Annotated in this window: 14 protein-coding genes; all 14 read left to right on the top strand. The window is 30.9% G+C overall.

The features are described 5' to 3' along the window. The first annotated feature begins 49 nt into the window (after positions 1-49). Entirely contained in the window at positions 50-1,327 is a 1,278-nt protein-coding gene (locus tag GQ40_RS12850) for a DUF2130 domain-containing protein (protein ID WP_047549090.1), read from the top strand. Positions 1,328-1,366: 39 nt separating this feature from the next. Beyond that, positions 1,367-2,953, top strand: a complete 1,587-nt coding sequence (locus tag GQ40_RS12845; protein ID WP_047549086.1) for a class I SAM-dependent DNA methyltransferase — start codon at positions 1,367-1,369, stop codon at positions 2,951-2,953. Then, positions 2,953-4,116 carry a restriction endonuclease subunit S gene (locus GQ40_RS17475; RefSeq protein ID WP_081990216.1) on the top strand — a complete coding sequence of 388 codons (1,164 nt, stop codon included), beginning with the start codon at positions 2,953-2,955 and terminating at the stop codon, positions 4,114-4,116. The genes GQ40_RS12845 and GQ40_RS17475 overlap by 1 nt, the downstream gene beginning before the upstream one ends. Before the next feature lie 8 nt (positions 4,117-4,124). Further along, entirely contained in the window at positions 4,125-4,457 is a 333-nt protein-coding gene (locus GQ40_RS12835; RefSeq protein WP_047549083.1) for a hypothetical protein, read from the top strand. Between the two features lie 20 nt (positions 4,458-4,477). Further along, entirely contained in the window at positions 4,478-7,258 is a 2,781-nt protein-coding gene (locus tag GQ40_RS12830; RefSeq protein WP_047549081.1) for a hypothetical protein, read from the top strand. 86 nt (positions 7,259-7,344) lie between these two features. Further along, positions 7,345-8,070: an EcsC family protein gene (locus GQ40_RS12825; protein WP_052184255.1), complete on the top strand. Its 726-nt coding sequence runs from the start codon at positions 7,345-7,347 to the stop codon at positions 8,068-8,070. Then, positions 8,067-8,768 carry a hypothetical protein gene (locus tag GQ40_RS12820; RefSeq protein ID WP_052184254.1) on the top strand — a complete coding sequence of 234 codons (702 nt, stop codon included), beginning with the start codon at positions 8,067-8,069 and terminating at the stop codon, positions 8,766-8,768. The genes GQ40_RS12825 and GQ40_RS12820 overlap by 4 nt, the downstream gene beginning before the upstream one ends. Continuing rightward, on the top strand, positions 8,758-9,363 hold the full coding sequence (locus GQ40_RS12815) for a hypothetical protein (RefSeq protein ID WP_047549078.1): 606 nt from the start codon (positions 8,758-8,760) through the stop codon (positions 9,361-9,363). The genes GQ40_RS12820 and GQ40_RS12815 overlap by 11 nt, the downstream gene beginning before the upstream one ends. Next, positions 9,360-9,890, top strand: a complete 531-nt coding sequence (locus GQ40_RS12810) for a hypothetical protein (protein WP_047549076.1) — start codon at positions 9,360-9,362, stop codon at positions 9,888-9,890. The genes GQ40_RS12815 and GQ40_RS12810 overlap by 4 nt, the downstream gene beginning before the upstream one ends. A 40-nt stretch (positions 9,891-9,930) precedes the next feature. Then, entirely contained in the window at positions 9,931-13,386 is a 3,456-nt protein-coding gene (locus GQ40_RS12805) for a DEAD/DEAH box helicase family protein (RefSeq protein ID WP_231565575.1), read from the top strand. Between the two features lie 96 nt (positions 13,387-13,482). Beyond that, positions 13,483-15,246 (top strand): hypothetical protein, encoded by a 1,764-nt coding sequence (locus tag GQ40_RS12800; protein ID WP_047549071.1) that lies wholly within the window; start codon positions 13,483-13,485, stop codon positions 15,244-15,246. A gap of 345 nt (positions 15,247-15,591) precedes the next feature. Continuing rightward, positions 15,592-15,822 carry a DUF2188 domain-containing protein gene (locus GQ40_RS12795; protein WP_047549069.1) on the top strand — a complete coding sequence of 77 codons (231 nt, stop codon included), beginning with the start codon at positions 15,592-15,594 and terminating at the stop codon, positions 15,820-15,822. Between the two features lie 3 nt (positions 15,823-15,825). Beyond that, a complete protein-coding gene (locus GQ40_RS12790) occupies positions 15,826-16,899 on the top strand; it encodes a hypothetical protein (RefSeq protein ID WP_047549066.1) in 1,074 nt (357 codons plus the stop codon). Beyond that, on the top strand, positions 16,877-17,818 hold the full coding sequence (locus GQ40_RS12785; RefSeq protein ID WP_231565574.1) for an STING domain-containing protein: 942 nt from the start codon (positions 16,877-16,879) through the stop codon (positions 17,816-17,818). The genes GQ40_RS12790 and GQ40_RS12785 overlap by 23 nt, the downstream gene beginning before the upstream one ends. Positions 17,819-17,828: the final 10 nt, after the last annotated feature.

The following is a 17,828-nucleotide window of genomic DNA, read 5'->3' as shown; positions in this document are numbered from 1 at the left end:
GCACACTCCTTACATATATTCGTAGTGTTATTAATCAAAATCCAAAAAAATGAGTGAGAATACTAGTGTAAAATGCCCAAATTGCAAAGAAGTTTTTAAAGTAGATGATTCTGTTTATACTGACATCGTAAAGCAAGTGCGCGATGAGCAATTTCAAGACGAATTAAATAATCGCTTAGAAACCGCTAATAAAGAAAAGCAAACAGCCCTTCAATTAAAAGAGTCTGAACTAAAAAACACGTTTCAGCAAGAACTGGCTCATAAACAACGTGAAATAGATGAACTAAAATTCAAAAGTAAATCAGAATTAGTTGATGAGGTCTCAAAAAAAGAAAGGCAGATTCAAGAGTTGCAATCTAAAATTGATAAAGCAGAAACTGAAAAAAAATTAGAACTTCAAAATGCGGTAAATGAGCTTGAAAAGCAAAAGAATCAATTGGTCAATGATGTTAAACTCAAAGAAGCTGAAAAAGAAAACCTAGAAAAATCTTTAAAAGAGGATTTTAGACGAGAATTAGATCACGTTGCTAAAGACTTAAAATTAAAGGACGAAGAAATAGAGCGCTTAAAAGATTACAAGCAAAAACTATCTACTAAAATGATAGGTGAAACTCTAGAACAGCATTGTGAAACAGAGTTTAACAAGTTAAGAGCAACTGCTTTTAAAAACGCTTATTTTGAAAAAGATAATAATGCTGCAAATGGTACAAAAGGCGATTATATTTATAAAGAACAAGATCAAAATGGTAATGAAATCATTTCGATTATGTTCGAAATGAAGAATGAAAACGATAACACGTCAACCAAAAAGAAAAATGAAAATTTCTTTACCAAATTAGACAAAGACCGTAGGGATAAAGGTTGTGAATATGCGATATTAGTGTCGTTATTAGAAGCAGATAATGAACTCTACAACACGGGTATTGTAGATGTGTCTTACAAATATGAAAAAATGTATGTTGTACGACCTCAGTTTTTTATCCCTATAATTACCTTGCTTCGAAATGCAGGAATGAAGTCTTTGGAATATAAAACAGAATTAAGTGTTATTAAAAATCAAAATTTAGATATTACTAATTTTGAAGACAAGATTGAAGATTTCAAAATAGGATTTGCGCGTAATTATGACTTAGCAAGTCGTCAGTTTGGAGATGCTATAAAGGAAATAGATAAAACCATGACACATCTTCAAAAAACTAAAGATGCTTTATTATCTTCGGTCAATAATTTGCGTTTAGCAAATAATAAAGCAGAGGATTTAACCATTAAAAAACTAACACATGGTAATCCTACAATGAAACAGAAATTTGATGATTTAAAAAATTAAATTACCAAAACTTAATAATAAAACAACCCATTCCTAACCATGATCACAGGAGAACTTAAAAGTAAAATTGATAAAATCTGGAACGATTTCTGGACAGGCGGAATCTCTAACCCATTAACCGTAATAGAACAGTTTACCTATTTAATATTTATCAAACAACTAGATGATAAACAAATCGTAAACGAGAAAAAAGCCAACCTGTTAGGTGTGCCAACAGAAAACCCAATTTATACTGAAGCACAACGACCATTACGTTGGTCTAGTTTTAAGGAAAAAGATCCTGAAACTATGTTTGATCTATTTACAAGACCACAAGCAGCATTAGGAGATCTTACCGTTTTCGATTTTATGAAAGGTATTGGTAAGCAAGGTGGAGTTTTTGCACAATACATGAAAGGTGCTATTTTTATGATACAATCGCCTAAATTACTAGATAAAGTAGTACAACAAATAGACACTTTAGAGCTAGATAATAAAGATGCAAAAGGCGATTTATACGAGTATATGCTTTCTAAAATAGCAGAAGCAGGTACAAACGGACAATTTAGAACACCACGACACATTATACGCATGATGGTGGAGCTAACGCAACCTAAGCAAGACGATATTATTTGCGACCCATCTTGTGGTACAGCTGGTTTTTTAGTAAGCGCTGGCGAGTATATACAAAGCAGACATTTAGACTGGTTTAATAACGCCACGTTTAGAGAGCATTTTCATAACAATATGTTTAATGGTATTGAGTTTGATCCTACCATGCTACGTATTGGTGCCATGAATATGCAATTACACGGTTTAGATAACCCAACCTTAATAGGTAAAGATGCACTTAGTGAAGCCAATGCAGATATAGAAAATGCCTATTCCTTAATACTAGCTAATCCTCCATTTAAAGGCAGTTTAGATTATGACGAGGTAGAGAGCAGCCTACTTAAAACTACAAAAACCAAAAAAACCGAGCTACTATTTTTAAGCCTCATGTTACGTATGCTTAAAGTTGGTGGTCGTGCAGCAGTAATTGTACCAGATGGTGTATTATTTGGTAGTAGTACAGCACACAAAAGCATACGTAAAGAGCTGGTAGAAAATCAACAATTACAAGCAGTAATTAGTATGCCTAGTGGTGTTTTTAAACCTTACGCAGGAGTTAGTACAGCCATTTTGTTTTTTACAAAAACCAATTCTGGAGGTACAGATAAGGTGTGGTTTTACGATATGAAAGCCGATGGTTTAAGTTTAGACGATAAACGTAACCTACTAGTAGCCGAAGACGCCTTAGAGCAATGCTTTACAGAGCCAGAAAACATAGTAAAAGAGGTAACAGGTAAATGCGACATTGCACAAATACTTCTAGACGCTAGTGTCATAATGAACTCTACGGTCACTTCGAGCGCAGACGAAAGGTCTAAAATGGAAGCGCAATATCAGGACAAAACCAAACCAAGTTTTTTAATACCAAAAGCAGATATTGCAGCTAACGATTACGACTTGTCTATAAACCGATACAAAGAAATTGTATACGAAGAAATAGAATACGATGCACCAGAAACCATTTTAGCAGATATTAAAGCTTTAGATAAACAAAGAACAAATGCGATGTTGAATCTTGAAAAGATGATGAAGTAATGGAGAAGGTCAAATTACCTTCTATTTGTGAAATCATTATGGGACAATCTCCAAAAGGCGATAGCTATAATAGCAATAAAGAAGGGTATCCATTATTAAATGGAGCAGCAGATTATAAAGGTCAAAATTTTAACCCTAAAAAATTCACTACAAAACCCACAAAATTAACCGAAAAAGGCGATGTTATTTTTGGGATTAGAGCAACAATTGGAAATTTTGCTTTTGCAGATAAACAATTCTGCATTGGGCGAGGTATTGCAGCATTGAGAGTTAATGAAGATAAAGCTGAAAAGAATTATATTATTAGAATTGTAAAGAATGAATTAAGTAAAATTATTCATAGAGCAGCAGGTTCTACTATAAAAGGCATCAAAAAAGAGGATTTAACTGAAATGTTAATTAACCTACCACCATTACCAACCCAAAAAAAAATAGCTTCCATTTTAGACGAAGCAGATACACTACGCCAACTAAACAAACAACTTATTACAAAATACGATGCCTTAACACAAAGCTTGTTTTTAGAGATGTTTGGAGATCCTGTTGCTAATCCTATGGGTTGGGAGAAGGTTGAATTAAACGAAGTTACTAATAAGATTGGTAGTGGTTCTACACCTAGAGGCGGAAAAGAATCTTACAGAGAACATGGTATATCGTTAATTCGGAGTTTGAATATTTATGATAATAAATTTAAGTATGAAAAACTAGCTCACATAAGTGATGAGCAAGCTGAAAAACTTAAGAATGTAATTGTTGAAGAAAATGATGTGTTATTCAATATTACAGGAGCTTCAATATGCAGAAGCACTATTGTGCCTAAAGATGTTTTGCCTGCAAGAGTAAATCAACATGTATCTATTCTTAGACCTAAAAAAGGTAAATTAAATCCTTTATTCTTAAGTCATTTCTTGATTTCTGAAAACGTTAAGAATAAACTTTTAGGAGTTGGTTTAGGAGGAGGAGCAGTTATGCAAGCTATAACAAAACAACAACTAATTGCTTTGGAGGTTTTGATTCCACCAATAAACCTTCAAAACCAATTTGCAGAACGTGTAGCAGTGATAGAGCAACAAAAAGCACAAGCACAACAAAGCTTACAAAAAAGTGAAGACTTGTTTAATAGTTTGTTACAAAATGCTTTTAAAGGGGAGTTGGTAAAGTAAAATAAAACATGAGTAAAAGAGGTTCTAGAAGTAGTAAATTTATTGGTGGTAAAAGTTGGAGTACTTCGAGTTTTAGACAATCTATAAAAAAAGGAAAATCTGGTTTAAAAAAAGAAAAAAGGAAGAGTAAAGAGTTTGAGGCAGTTAGAGAAGTGTTTAAATTAGAAACAACTAGTCCAAGTTATATAAAATATCATAACGAATACTTAAATATTGCTAATAAGCAAATAAGAAAAAGAGTTATAGATAATTTACTAAATATTGAAGATAGAATGAAACAAGATGGTAGGGCGTTCACCATAGAAACCTACTTTAACTTTCAATATCATCTTAGAGAATAAAATGTAAACAAAACTAAATAATGCGTGTATCTAAATTACTTACAGAATTAAATATCTCTTATAAGAGATTAATTAGGTATAATAATTTTTTAGATACACCCATTACAAGCCCAAATCAAGAGTTAGACGAGAATACATACTTACAAATTATTGCATTATACAATAACAAAGAAGTACAAGACCAATTAGATGATATAACAGTAAATGAGCAAATTGAAGCATACAATGGGTACTTAGGGAAAGACTCTTGTAAGTTTATTGGTAAAATTAAATGGTACTATAACAAAGCTAATGGTGGTGAATATGGTTTTGCAGAACATAATAAACTGGGAGATATTCATTTTCGTGGTAATGCAGTAAAAGGAATAAATCCACACAACTTAAGCGAGAATGAACTAGTTATATTTAATATTACCAAGCAGAGTTTTATAGATAGAGATAGAATACGTGCAATTAGTCTATATCCATTAGATTTTGAAACAGATATATCTTTTTTAATTTATTTTGGTGCTATAAAACAACAAGCAAAGTTTTTAGATCAAGCACTAACTATTATAAATAACGAAGATTTTAGGCTAGACAATTCTAATAAACTTCAAATAGAAAACGTATTTAATAGCTACTTTAATGCTTTAAACCTAAATATAAATCAAGTTACTGGTATTCTAAATATTGCGCCTAAACTTAAAATTAATGTAAGTGAAAGGCAGTTTGAAATTATTAATAAAAACTTTGATGCCAACCAGAAGTTTCAACTTTTTCTGGACTCAAATTATTTACTTCCATTTGAAGAAATAGAAGCAACTTTAGTAGAATATATTTATAATAACCCTCTAAATAGTAATAGTGTTTTAAATAAACTAGACACTGTAGGTATAAACACTGTTTTAGAGCAAATATTTAATAAAGTAATAGCAAACCCAGAAACAGAAAACCTTCTAGCAATTTTTACATTACTTAAAAACCATAATTATAATATTGATTATAATAAGTTGAAACCCAAACAAATCACAGAATTATGGTTTAAAAATAGTTTTAATGTATTTCCTCTAGATGCAGTGTATAATTATTTGTGTGAGTTACAAAAAGAACTAAATAATACGCATCAAGAGCGTGATAGTAAAATAAAAGCCGAGATTTATAAAATCTTCAATAAAAGCTCTAGAGAAGAAAAGGTAAATCTATTTTCAAAAACGCATTATCAACAGGATCAGATAAAAGATGTTGAAGGATTTGACTTGGTTAAATTCTATTTAGACTATACAGAAGATGAAGTTTTAAAACAATCTTTTCTAGATACAATATATAACAAAGCTTCAGATTTTATTAAGCTGCATTTGTTTCTATCTAATTATACCAATACTATAGATTATAATAACGCTGTATTATACACAGGTATTTTATCATCTTATAATCAAAAACGCTTTTTCAAAAAAGTATTGATGCTTATTGAAACCAATGTATTGCACTTAACGTTTGAAGATTTAAATAAAATAACCACTTTTAATTATGTAGATAATGAATATGCAAAAGAAATTGATGGCGTAGGTTTAGATTTTACATTAAGCATCATCCTTAAAATTGCATCAGATTTAAGCAATAATGAAATAACTTCTAGAAATACAATTTTTGACATTATTGCAAATCAAATTAAAACACCACAAGACCTATTAGTGATTGATGGTTTTTTTAGTAAATGTACAGGTAGAACTATTGCTAAAGAGTATACTGTAAAGAAAGAAGAAGAAACAGAACCAAGTTATTATAAAGATAAAACAGATAAAACACCAAGATTTGCAAGATTTTGTGATGGTAGAAAAGCAATAGATGTAACTACAAACCAACCTGCTTTATCAAGAAGAGAACAAATGGAATTTTGGTGGTGCGAAAATACACCTTGTTTTGAAACATGCAGAAAGCCTGTAACTTCCGGTGATTGGGAAAATTACACACTGCAAGATGTTTTAAGAATATTAGAAATAGAGTATAGCGATAAGCAGTACGAAATAGTATTAAGTGTTGTTAATCGTGTAAACAGGTTTTTAGAGCATTTAAAATGTATAAATTGCTCTAATATTCTTAGACCAAATGGAAGAGCTAATTATGGGTTCTATGGTGTTAGTTTGTTTTCTTGCACCAACAAAGACTGTGAAAAACCTAATAAAAATGTGTATTTATCACATTGCTTAAATGGGCAATGTGAAGATTTAATAGATAGCAGAGAAACAGTAAAATGTAGACCGTCAATTTTAGAAAATCCAGATAATTGTGGCTGGTATATTTGTAATAACTGTTATGCTTGTTGTGATTCTGAAAAATTAAATGCAAGAAAAAGTAGAATTGAAAGTGTAGGTCAAAATTATTTATGTCATACAGAAGGGCATAGAAATTTAGGAATTATATGCTGTACAGAATGTGGAACAGAAACTAATAGAAGATTTTTTAATTCAGAATTATACATACGTCAACTAGAATGGTTTAAAAGTAAGATAGCTACAGAAAGTATAGTAGATAGTAATAAACGTCATGACGGAAAATGGTGGTTTCGATGGTATAAAGGAAACTTAACTTATGAAAAATTTTATAATGCTTTAGAGTCTCTTAAAAAAAATGGATTTCAAGTACCAAATATAGACTCTGGAGATGACATTCAATTTGTTGCAGAACCTCTTAATGATATTTATGTTTTTGGGTGTCCAAATTGTAATCATGTAATCGATTTGTCAGATCGAGAACTATTTGATTATTCAAGACAAAAAGCAATTAAACAATTTCATACAGCAATCTTTCCTAACTTTTAAGTATTGATGTCTAATGTGTAAAGATTTAATTAAACATACAATTCTACAAGAAGATTTAGAAGCAATAAAAAAATGCTAAAGCTACCATGAATTATATAGGTTGGACGATGCGTAACGTTAATAAAATAGGTAGTAAAATGAAGTCTGGAGCGACTTTAATTCCAGATAAAGTTATAAATAAACTACAAAAAACCATGCACTCTATATTGTTAGGAGTTATTAAAGCAAACCTTTTAACTATAAAAAAAAATAAAAAATTAAGTAAACCTTCTAATAAAGCATATAAAGCTATAGTAACAGGCACAGGTGCTTTAAGTGGTTTTTTTGGTTCTGCAACTGGAATAGGAACTGCAATATTCACTTCAGAACCAACAGTAACTACTAAATTTTTAATGCGAACAATAATGGATCTTGCACGTAGTGAAGGAGAAGATATTTATTCTGTAGAAGGTCAAATGACATGTCTTGAAGTCTTTGCTCCGGGAGGAGAATCTAAAGAAGATGATGGTTTAGAGACTAGCTATTATACCACAAGAGTTGCTTTAAGTTCTGCATTACAAAATGTAACCGCTCAAGGTATAAATAGCTTTATTTCAAAAATTGTAACTAGATGGGGCATACAGGTTACAGAAAAATTTGTAATAACTGCTGTTCCTATTTTAGGTGCAGTTGGAGGAGGAACTATTAATTATATTTTTGTAAACCATTTTCAAAATATGGCAACTGCACATTTTACTATAAAAAGATTAGAGAGAAAATTTGATATAACCAATATTCAAGAAGTTTTTAATAATATAAAAGTAAGTATATGATATCTTATTTTACAAGTGGGTTTGGTAATTTAAATAAGTGCGAAGATAGTTGTACTGCTGGTGTATTTGATATATTAAAGTATTTACCAGCAGATCTTTTTTGGCAAATTTTAAAAAGCAGCTTATTACTTGATACTTTACCAAGTGTAGCAGGAAATATACAGCAAATAGAGTTTTGGCCTAAATGGTCTGTTAAAGATATTGAAGAAATTAGTAATGCTAATTACATAGAACCAGATGTTTTTATAAACTTCATAGATTTTGATGTTATTATAGAAGCTAAGCGTTACGACGAGAAACAACAAAACTCTAAACAACACAGAGATCAATTGGTAGCTTATTTTAATGAGTTTAGTGATAACGAGACAAAAGAAGTGTATTATATTTTATTGGGTGGATTGCATTTAGAAGACGTTAGAAAAGAAATTACTATAATAGCTGGGTTTTTAAACGAAAGAACAGTAAAGTTATCTACAATAAAATGGAGTAGTTTATTAAGTACAATAGCATCGCTTAAAAAAACAATAGAAAGACAAGGTTTACAACATCAAAAACCAATACTCTTACTTTTAGAAGATGTTATAAATGTGCTTGCTATTCATGGCTACCATAAAAAAAAATGGTTGTCAAAAATGCCTAAGCATACAATTAATCAAACGCAAATAATCAATTTTAAATACAAGACAAATGCCAAATAATCCTTTATTAGAAGTTAGAAAAGCGTATAGGCTATTATTTGATTATCAATCTAGAATACTAGATTTAATGAAGTTTATTGGTCAGACTTATGCAATTCCATTTGTAAAAGGACATCCTAAATTTAGTGGAAGAGGTAGTAATAAATTAGATAATTGGTCTTGGGATTGGTTATACATGTATTATTATGCATTCCATTTTAATAATACTTCTGTAATAGATAAAAAGATGTATTTGTCGGTTTATTTATTAAATGATTCTGGCTTTTTTGAAATAAATTATGAAAAAGCAGAAGCTAATGATAAAAAAGTTGGGCATTTGGAAGTCGACCAATTTAAAGATGTAGAAAACTCTAAAACAAAATTAATTTTTGTTGCAGGACAAAACGAATGGAATTGGTGGAATGAAGTTAAACATTATAGTAAAGAGTTTATATTAAATACACAAGGTCAAGCAAAAAACAGTAATATGGTTTGGAAAGGCTATTATTTAGACTTGTTTTTTACTGAAGAAGATGCCTTAATACAGTTAAAAGATTTTAGTAAGTATTGTAATAATAATGGTATTGATATTACTATTAAAGATGGATTTCAATGAAAAAAAAAATATTTATTAATTCAGAAATCTGGTCATTAACTATTGGTGGCGCTTTTCAAAGGGCTAATGTGTACAAACAAAATGTACTAGAAAAGGATAAAAAAGAGTTTAAGTCCAAGCTTAAAGGCTATATAGATGATACTTTCATATCTAGTTATAAACAAGGGAATGTCTGTGATGCTATTCATATAGAAAACATTGAAAGCATACAGAAATACACAGCTAATTTTGATAAACTATTAACCAATGGGCAATTTAATTTTGGTGTAAGCCAGAAGCTTTTAAACCTATATCTTAAATATTTATGGTGTTTAGATATAATACTAGAACCACCACATTTTCCTGTAGATAGAATTGTTCAGCAAAAACTAAAGTCCAAACCAATTAAAGCTTGGACTAAAATTGAAACTTCAAAAGAGTATATGTCTATTATTAATTTTGCAAAAACTAAAATCAATCCCAATGATAAAATTTATACTTCTTTGGCTATTATAGAATTAAACTTATTTAGCAGGCGTAATGATTAATATTTAATATTTTTAACTATTAATCACCTACCTAATTATTATGAGCAATTTCGAATTTCTAAAAAAAGACTTTCCGCAACTGTATGCAGAAGCTAAAATCGCAGAACAAATTACTTTTGCTGTGCCTAAATTAGCAGCAGTGTCTTGTCGTTCTTTTTTAGAATTAGGCTTAAATTGGTTGTATGATAACGATGTAGAATTTACAAAACCTTACGATACTAAATTAGCTGCTTTATTATTTCACTATGACTTTAAAAGTAGTATTAAGCCAACGTTATTTCATAATTTAGACCTTGTAAGACGTTTTGGTAATGATGGTGCTCATGGTAATTTTGTTACTCAAAAAAAGGCGTTACATGCATTAAAATCTATCTTTAGTTTTGGTGTGTATTTAGTTAAATATTATGGTGAAGATTTAATAGAGACACCTATTTTTAGTGAAAATAATTTACCACAAGGTATTGGTGTTAGTTCTAAGAATGTAAAAGCAGAAATTGATGAAAAGGTTAAAGCTTCAGAAAAACAACTAGAAGCCTTAAAAGCAGAACAAGAAAAATCACTTGCATTACAAAAGGAAAACGAATTGCTTAAAAAACAATTCCAATTACAACAAACCCAATTACTAGAGCGTAAAGAAGAACGTCAAAAAGTAGTTATTCCAGAAAAAGACATTCCGCAATTAACACCAGAGCATGAAACGCGTCAATTATATATAGATGAGTTATTAAAAGAAGCGGGTTGGAAAAATCTAAAACAAAATACAGATTTAGAGTTTCCAGTTATAGGTATGCCTTTAAGTACAAATCCTTCTGGAAAAGGTTTTGCAGATTATGTATTATGGGGAAATGACGGTTTACCATTAGCGGTTATAGAAGCAAAACAGTCTTTATACAGTGCCACAAAAGGAAAGCATCAAGCTAAACTATATGCGGACTGTTTGGAGCAAATGACAGGACAAAGACCTGTAATATTTTACTCTAATGGGTTTGATACTTATATATGGGATGATACGTTTTATACAGAGCGTTTAATTTATGGTTTCTATACAAAGGAAGAATTAGCCTACTTGATAGAACAACGTAAGACGCGTAAAAATTTATCTGAGTTTAAAGTTAATTTAGATATAGCAGGATATAAAAGACCTTACCAATTAGAAGCTATAAAGCGTGTAGGAGAAGCTTTAATGGTAAAAACAGATAAAGGCTTAGTTGGTAAAAACAGAGAAGCTTTATTAGTAATGGCTACAGGAAGCGGTAAAACAAGAACTTCTGCAGCTATTGTAGATATGCTAACTAAATGTCATTGGGCAAAACGTATCTTGTTTTTAGCAGATAGAAACGCTTTAGTCACTCAGGCTAAAAATGCATTTAAAGAGCATTTACCTAATTTATCAACCATAGACCTAACTAAAGAAAAAGAAGACACAGGAACTCGTGTAGTATTCTCTACCTACCCAACTATTCTTAATAAAATAGATAAAGTTAGATCTAATGAAGAACGTTTTTATGGTATTGGTCATTTTGATGTGATTATTATTGATGAAGCACACAGGTCTGTGTATCAAAAATATGGAGCTATATTCGATTATTTTGATGCTATTTTAATAGGATTAACAGCAACCCCAAAAAAAGACATTCATCATAATACGTATGGGTTATTTGGTATAGAGGATGATAACCCAACCTTTGTTTATGAGTTAGATCAAGCTGTAAAAGATGGACATCTAAATCCTCCTAAAGGCATTAGTGTGCCTTTAAAGTTTATGCGAGAAGGAGTTAAATACAATGATTTATCCGAAAAAGATAAGGAAAAGTATGAAGAAAAATTTGGCGTACCAGAACTAGAAGATGAGGTTTTAGAAAGTTTAGGTATTTCATCAAGTCAAATGAACTCCTATTTATTTAATACTAAAACAGTAGACATGGTATTAGATTACTTGTTTACCCATGGACTAAAAGTAAATGGAGGAGATAAGCTAGGTAAAACCATCATTTTTGCTAAAAACCATAATCATGCAGTATTTATTCAAGAACGTTTCAATAAAAACTATCCACAATTTAAAGGAAGTTTTTTAGAGGTTATAGATAATTATGCATCAAAAGCGCAAGATTTATTAGAACGTTTTTGTGATGATAAACAGGAACAAGATTCTCAAATTTCGGTTTCTGTAGATATGATGGATACAGGAGTTGATGCACCAAGAGTGGTAAACCTTGTATTTTTTAAACCAGTAAAATCTTTTGCTAAATATTGGCAAATGATTGGAAGAGGTACACGTTTAAGACCTAATCTTTTTGGTCCAGGAAAGGATAAAACAGAGTTTATAATTTTTGACTTTTGTGGCAATTTTGAATATTTTGAAGAATATCCTGAAGGAGCAAAAACAAGTGTTTCTAAAGGTTTATCACAACTAATTTACGAAACCATGTTGCATATTGTACAAGTTATAAGGAATAAAACAGAAGCAACAAAAGAGGAAGATGAATTTGCAGAAGACCTAGTTAATAAATTACATAAAAGTATTGATACTTTAGATGAAAAACGTTTTGAAGTTAAAAAAGAACTTCGTCATGTTAAGTATTTTAAAATTAAATCTAATTGGGATAATATCTCATTAACGGATGAAACTACTTTATGCGATAAATTATTTGGATTATCTAGTTATAGTGTAACAGATGATGGGGTTGCAAAGCGGTTTGATTTATTAGCCTATAAATTACAGTTGGCTTTATTAAATGATGCTAAATCGCAAGAAAGATTTATTTCTATTATTTACAATGTAGGTGTACAGCTGCATAAAAAAAGAAATATTCCAGCGGTTTCAAATAAATTAGGAGTTATAAATAAAATTAGAGATTTATCTTTTTGGTCTAACATCAATATCCAAACTGTAGAAGAGGTTAGAGCTGAGGTTCGAGAATTAGTTAAATTTCTTGAAAAAGAAAGCTTAGGACCTGTTTATACAGATTTTACAGATGTTCTAAACCATGATAAAGTAGAAGAAAAAGATATTTTAAAGGGATATACTAAACTACAGAGTTATAAAGATCGTGTGGAAAGCTTTATTCGTAAAAATAAATCACACTTAGTCATTGATAAGCTACATAAAAACATACCTATTACAAATAAAGAATTAGAGCTTTTAGAACAATTTTTAATTAATGAATCTCTAGGATCCAAAGAAGTATACAAAAATGAGTACGGAGAATTACCTTTAGGTAAATTTGTAAGAAGTATTGTAGGTTTAGACTTAGATGTGGTAAATGGATTGTTTTCAGATTATATTCAAAAAGAAAACTTAAATCCACAACAAATTACTTTCATACAAACTTTAATTAATTTTTTAAATGTGAACGGTACTTTAGATAAATCACTACTAATAAAACCACCGTTTACAGAAAATCATGACGAAGGTATTTTTGGTTTGTTTAAAGATGAAGGGGAAGTGAGGCATATTATATCATTAATAGATACTGTAAATAACAATGCAGGTTAATTTTTAGATTTTAAAAAGTTTTACGCTTATAAACTATGCAATTACTTCGCATAGTTAGGGCGTAGTATTGCAGTATTAATCTTAAATACTGTTCGTATGACTGCCTATCAAAACTTTTGGGACGCTGAGATAGAAACGCTTCTTCAGCAATTAGACGCACCACAATCTCTAGAAGAGAATATCGTGGACACCTTAAACAATTCGAGAAGAACCGGAATCTTCCCTAATCAAATTATTAATGCACTTCGTATAGGTTTGTCTTTAAAAGAAGGCAATCAGAATATGGCATTTGTAGCATCTATGCAAAGTGGGAAGTCTGGAACGGTATATTTTCTATGCAATTATGTATTACCTGCAATAGGTTTAATTAAAGAATACGAATCCATCCTATTTGTAACGAGTATGCGTGATACAGATTTATACAATCAGAATTGTCGTGTATTACAACGTGAATATTACGATTGTGTAACAGGTGATATGAAACCTTCGGTATTAAAAGTAATGAAAATGAGTGATTTCTTTAATCATCCAAATCCTCATAAAGTCGTAAACGAATTTGATGTGCAGTTAATTGTTCGTGACGAGGACCAATATGGTTCTGGAGTAGAATCTTCATTTGAGTTAGCCTTTTTTGCAGAGCTTCGTTACCGTATGCCAGATATCAAATTACTTGCTGTAAGTGCTACACCTTATGACATTTTGGATGCACAATTTACAGGAGCAACAGATGTAGATGTAATAGTTGGTGTACGTCCACCAGAATATTATGGTATTTCTGAAATGTTAGCTGATGGTGTTATTGAAGATATTCCAAAAGGATTTAGACCAATACAAGCTCAAGACGTAAATGGAGAATCTGTATATTCAATTCACCCAAAAACCGAAGAATATGTAAATCATCTAATGACTTTTGAAAATGGTTTAGGTATAATAAGAGAATCAAATACTACTAGGGCAATTGGGCTAAGAAGATTACTAAAAGACCAGTATAAAAAGCAATGTATCACTATCGTAATCGGTTCAGATGCAGCTTGTGATTTTAGTATTAATGAAGGAATTAAGGAAATCTCTGATTTAATTTTAAAAAGAGGGCAACGTGTTGTTCTTATAATAGTTCAGGCTTTAACTGCTGGGAAAGATTTAGGTATCATTAAAGAAAAAGTACGTTTCGGTATTGAGCCAAGAGATAGACAGCTGGCAAACGGTGCGCAAGGTATAACAGGTCGTTTTTGTGGCTATCATAACAATCGTGATTTTAAATTGATGGCTAGTAGAAGTCTATTAGAGCATTATGCACAGTTTGAACAAGATTGGGAGATTTTTGCAGACGAAGACTGGCGTAATGATTTATTCAATAGTAATGTTAGAGGATTGAGTACGCATTCAAAGTTTGTAAAAACTCAGTCTGAAGGAGCATTTACACCTATTGAGCATATTGAAGCCCTTACTTATGATCAATTGCTAACTGAAGCAGGGCGAGAAAGTTTATCATTTATTGATGATGAGGCATATCACCGTTTACTAGATTATTTTGAGTCAACGTTTTACAATGTTTCAACAAAAGGAACGCGTTTCAAGCAAAAGGGTGTTACTGTGCGTATTGCTTCTGGTTATAACCAAGCAAGTAACCGTGTGTATCGCAACTGGAGTTGTGATCTTGAAGATGACTTCGGAAACATCTTCTTTAAAAAGCATCCCTACAATTATGGTATTCTAATCAGCAATTATCCTATAGATGATGAGCGCAATATTTTAGGATTTACTGGTATTAAAATTCTTAAATCAGGGAAGCAAGAATGGCGTGGCCAAGAAACTAATGTGCAAAATAATTCTATGTACGGAAATAATGATGCAGCTTAACAGCAATTCTGTCAGTGAGTTACATGTGCATTCGTCGAGATAAAATTACAGTTCAACTAAAAAGTGATGAGAATAAGAGATCCGTAATGACAGCTTGTCAATTTAAGAAAGTCTTAACAGTTTGGAACGATGGTTGCAAAATTTATAAGCATAAAAAAAGTCCCAACATTCGACCGGAAGGACTTTTAAAATAGTAAGTGAGTAGTATAACGTAAAGGATACTACTTCATATTTTGTGGCGCAAATATAGTGTCTTACTTCCAACCTACAAAATATCCTTATTTCCTTTCGCGGTTTAGGTCTATCGTCTGTAAACGTTAACCATTTAATTAATTCAGAATACAAATGGAAAATTTTCATTTAGTACACGATAATGGCGTGTACAAACTTAAGAAAGAGAATGCGCAGCGCGCTTCTAAAGTTATTGATGCTAATAAGCCAGAGGCTATAAAGGCAGCGAGAGATTTTATTCAAAATCAAGGTGGAGGTTCCCTTAAAATCCACAAAAACGATGGTGGTTTTCAGGAAGAGAGAACATATCCAAGAGCTAATGACCCAAAACAATCAAAAGGATAGATTATGGCAAGGAATTATGATGAATTAGTAAGAAGGGTTAAGGCTAGATATAATCCAGCAGAAATTGACGAAACAACACTTTTAAATGAATCACTTAGGGTGGAATTAAAAGCTTTGTCAGGCTCTAAAGTTATGGAATACATTAAGCGATCTATGCAAGGTGTTGAGCCAGCATATACACAGAATACTATTGTTGCAGGCGATAAAGTCAAAACACATCTTAAAAACAATAATCCCAATTTGGATTATGAATATCAGGGTTCTGTAATGAGTAATACTCATATAAAGGGTTATAGTGATATCGATATTATACAAATATGCAATCTGTTTTACGGTCATGATTCAAGAACTAGGTTTACTGAAGAATATAGAAAAGACAATCTTACAGAAGCACAACGATGGGCATTACTTGAGGTAATAAATGGTTCCATCTATGTAGGTGACGCTAATCAAGATTTAAGAAAAATGCGGTTAGAAGCAGAGAAAGTGTTGTCAAGCATTTATAATGTTGTTGATCTTTCCAAAAACAAGTCTATTGAAGTAATTCTGACTAACCCTAAACGTAAAGTTGATGTCGTAACTGCTTCCTGGTATAAATCAGTGAATGCTGCAAAATCTGGTGACAAAACCGAAAAAGGGATTAGTGTCTACGATAAATCTAAAAATGAAAGGTTACCAGTAGATTTTCCATTTTTAAAAATTAAAATGCTAAACGAGAAAGACAAAACCGTCAACGGTCGATTAAAGAAAATGATTCGGTTTTTAAAAACTATTAAGGCTGATTCAGATATCAAAATCGACATTAGTAGTTTTGATATTTCATCGGTATGTTACAATATAAATTTTCTTTCATACTATGACAAACCTTATTATGAACTTGTATATGTTTTACAGGTAGAGTTAGACCATCTTGTGGAGGATGAGTTTTACCGTAATAATATAAAATCCATAGATGGCACCGAATACATTTTTAGAGATAAATCTGAAAAACATGGTCAACTTTCATTACTCTTAAATGAGATAAATTCTATTAGGAAAGACTTAGTAGATAATAATGCAATTACACGTTTCTTATAATATGAAAAAGCGATTATTTATAGGTAGTTCTAGTGAAGAGTTAGGTACAGCAAAATTAGTTAAATCAGTTCTAGAAAAAGATTTTGACGTAGTCATATGGAATGAATCTATTTGGGACAAGTCTATATTTAAGATTAATAATAATTTTCTATCTGATTTACTCACGGCTACTTTAAAATTTGATTTTGGGATCTTAATTGGCACACCAGATGATAAATTAGAGTATAGAGGTGAGGAGAAATTATCAGCTCGTGATAATGTGTTGTTTGAATTAGGTTTATTTACAGGGCGTTTAGGTTTGGAAAAATGTGCTTTTTTGATTGAAGAATCGGTTAAAGTACCATCCGATTTAGGAGGGATTACTTTGGCGATATTTAACAATAGAACATTAGCCGACAAAATTAATTGTATTAAACAAATGTTTCTTAACGCTGGTAATATAGAACTTAACTTTTTTCCATCCAGTACTTTAGCTCACGCCTATTATGAGAATTTTGTGAAGTATGTTTGTGAACATTATGTAAAAAATAATGGTTTTATTTATAAAGGAACTAACTATTCTGATTGCAAATTAAAGATAATCATTCCATATAAATTACCGAATGATTTAAACTTAGCTTTTAAAAGAATTCAAAATGAGATTGGTGTAGATAAACTTTCATTTAGCGCTAATGGGAGACCGCGTAATGTCTATGTTGATGCTCAAGTGATAGATGGTAAATTAATACTTTTAGATTTCCCAACAACACTTACCGGTATTGATTATGCTATATCAAATCATCTTCCGAAAGATTTCAAGAACCAGACTAAGGACTATAATTTAATTATAGAGCGAGAACTTAATAAATTTATTGAAACTTTGAATAAAATTCTAGTCAAGAATGATTTTGAAAGATTTGTAGACATTAGTAGGATTTAAATTAAATAGG

It is taken from the genome of Psychroserpens sp. Hel_I_66, assembly GCF_000799465.1.
Taxonomy (GTDB): Bacteria; Bacteroidota; Bacteroidia; order Flavobacteriales; family Flavobacteriaceae; genus Psychroserpens.
Note: the sequence above shows the minus strand (reverse complement) of the source record. Positions and strands in the feature narration are given on the sequence as shown.

Excerpts from the sequence above, each read along its gene's own strand:
- GQ40_RS12795 (WP_047549069.1), top strand. The coding sequence starts at position 15,592 with ATGGAAAATTTTCATTTAGTACACGATAATGGCGTGTACAAACTTAAG.
- GQ40_RS12805 (WP_231565575.1), top strand. The coding sequence starts at position 9,931 with ATGAGCAATTTCGAATTTCTAAAAAAAGACTTTCCGCAACTGTATGCA.
- GQ40_RS12825 (WP_052184255.1), top strand. The coding sequence starts at position 7,345 with ATGAATTATATAGGTTGGACGATGCGTAACGTTAATAAAATAGGTAGT.
- GQ40_RS12815 (WP_047549078.1), top strand. The coding sequence starts at position 8,758 with ATGCCAAATAATCCTTTATTAGAAGTTAGAAAAGCGTATAGGCTATTA.
- GQ40_RS12790 (WP_047549066.1), top strand. The coding sequence starts at position 15,826 with ATGGCAAGGAATTATGATGAATTAGTAAGAAGGGTTAAGGCTAGATAT.
- GQ40_RS12810 (WP_047549076.1), top strand. The coding sequence starts at position 9,360 with ATGAAAAAAAAAATATTTATTAATTCAGAAATCTGGTCATTAACTATT.
- GQ40_RS12820 (WP_052184254.1), top strand. The coding sequence starts at position 8,067 with ATGATATCTTATTTTACAAGTGGGTTTGGTAATTTAAATAAGTGCGAA.
- GQ40_RS12785 (WP_231565574.1), top strand. The coding sequence starts at position 16,877 with ATGCAATTACACGTTTCTTATAATATGAAAAAGCGATTATTTATAGGT.
- GQ40_RS12835 (WP_047549083.1), top strand. The coding sequence starts at position 4,125 with ATGAGTAAAAGAGGTTCTAGAAGTAGTAAATTTATTGGTGGTAAAAGT.
- GQ40_RS12830 (WP_047549081.1), top strand. The coding sequence starts at position 4,478 with ATGCGTGTATCTAAATTACTTACAGAATTAAATATCTCTTATAAGAGA.
- GQ40_RS12845 (WP_047549086.1), top strand. The coding sequence starts at position 1,367 with ATGATCACAGGAGAACTTAAAAGTAAAATTGATAAAATCTGGAACGAT.
- GQ40_RS17475 (WP_081990216.1), top strand. The coding sequence starts at position 2,953 with ATGGAGAAGGTCAAATTACCTTCTATTTGTGAAATCATTATGGGACAA.
- GQ40_RS12800 (WP_047549071.1), top strand. The coding sequence starts at position 13,483 with ATGACTGCCTATCAAAACTTTTGGGACGCTGAGATAGAAACGCTTCTT.
- GQ40_RS12850 (WP_047549090.1), top strand. The coding sequence starts at position 50 with ATGAGTGAGAATACTAGTGTAAAATGCCCAAATTGCAAAGAAGTTTTT.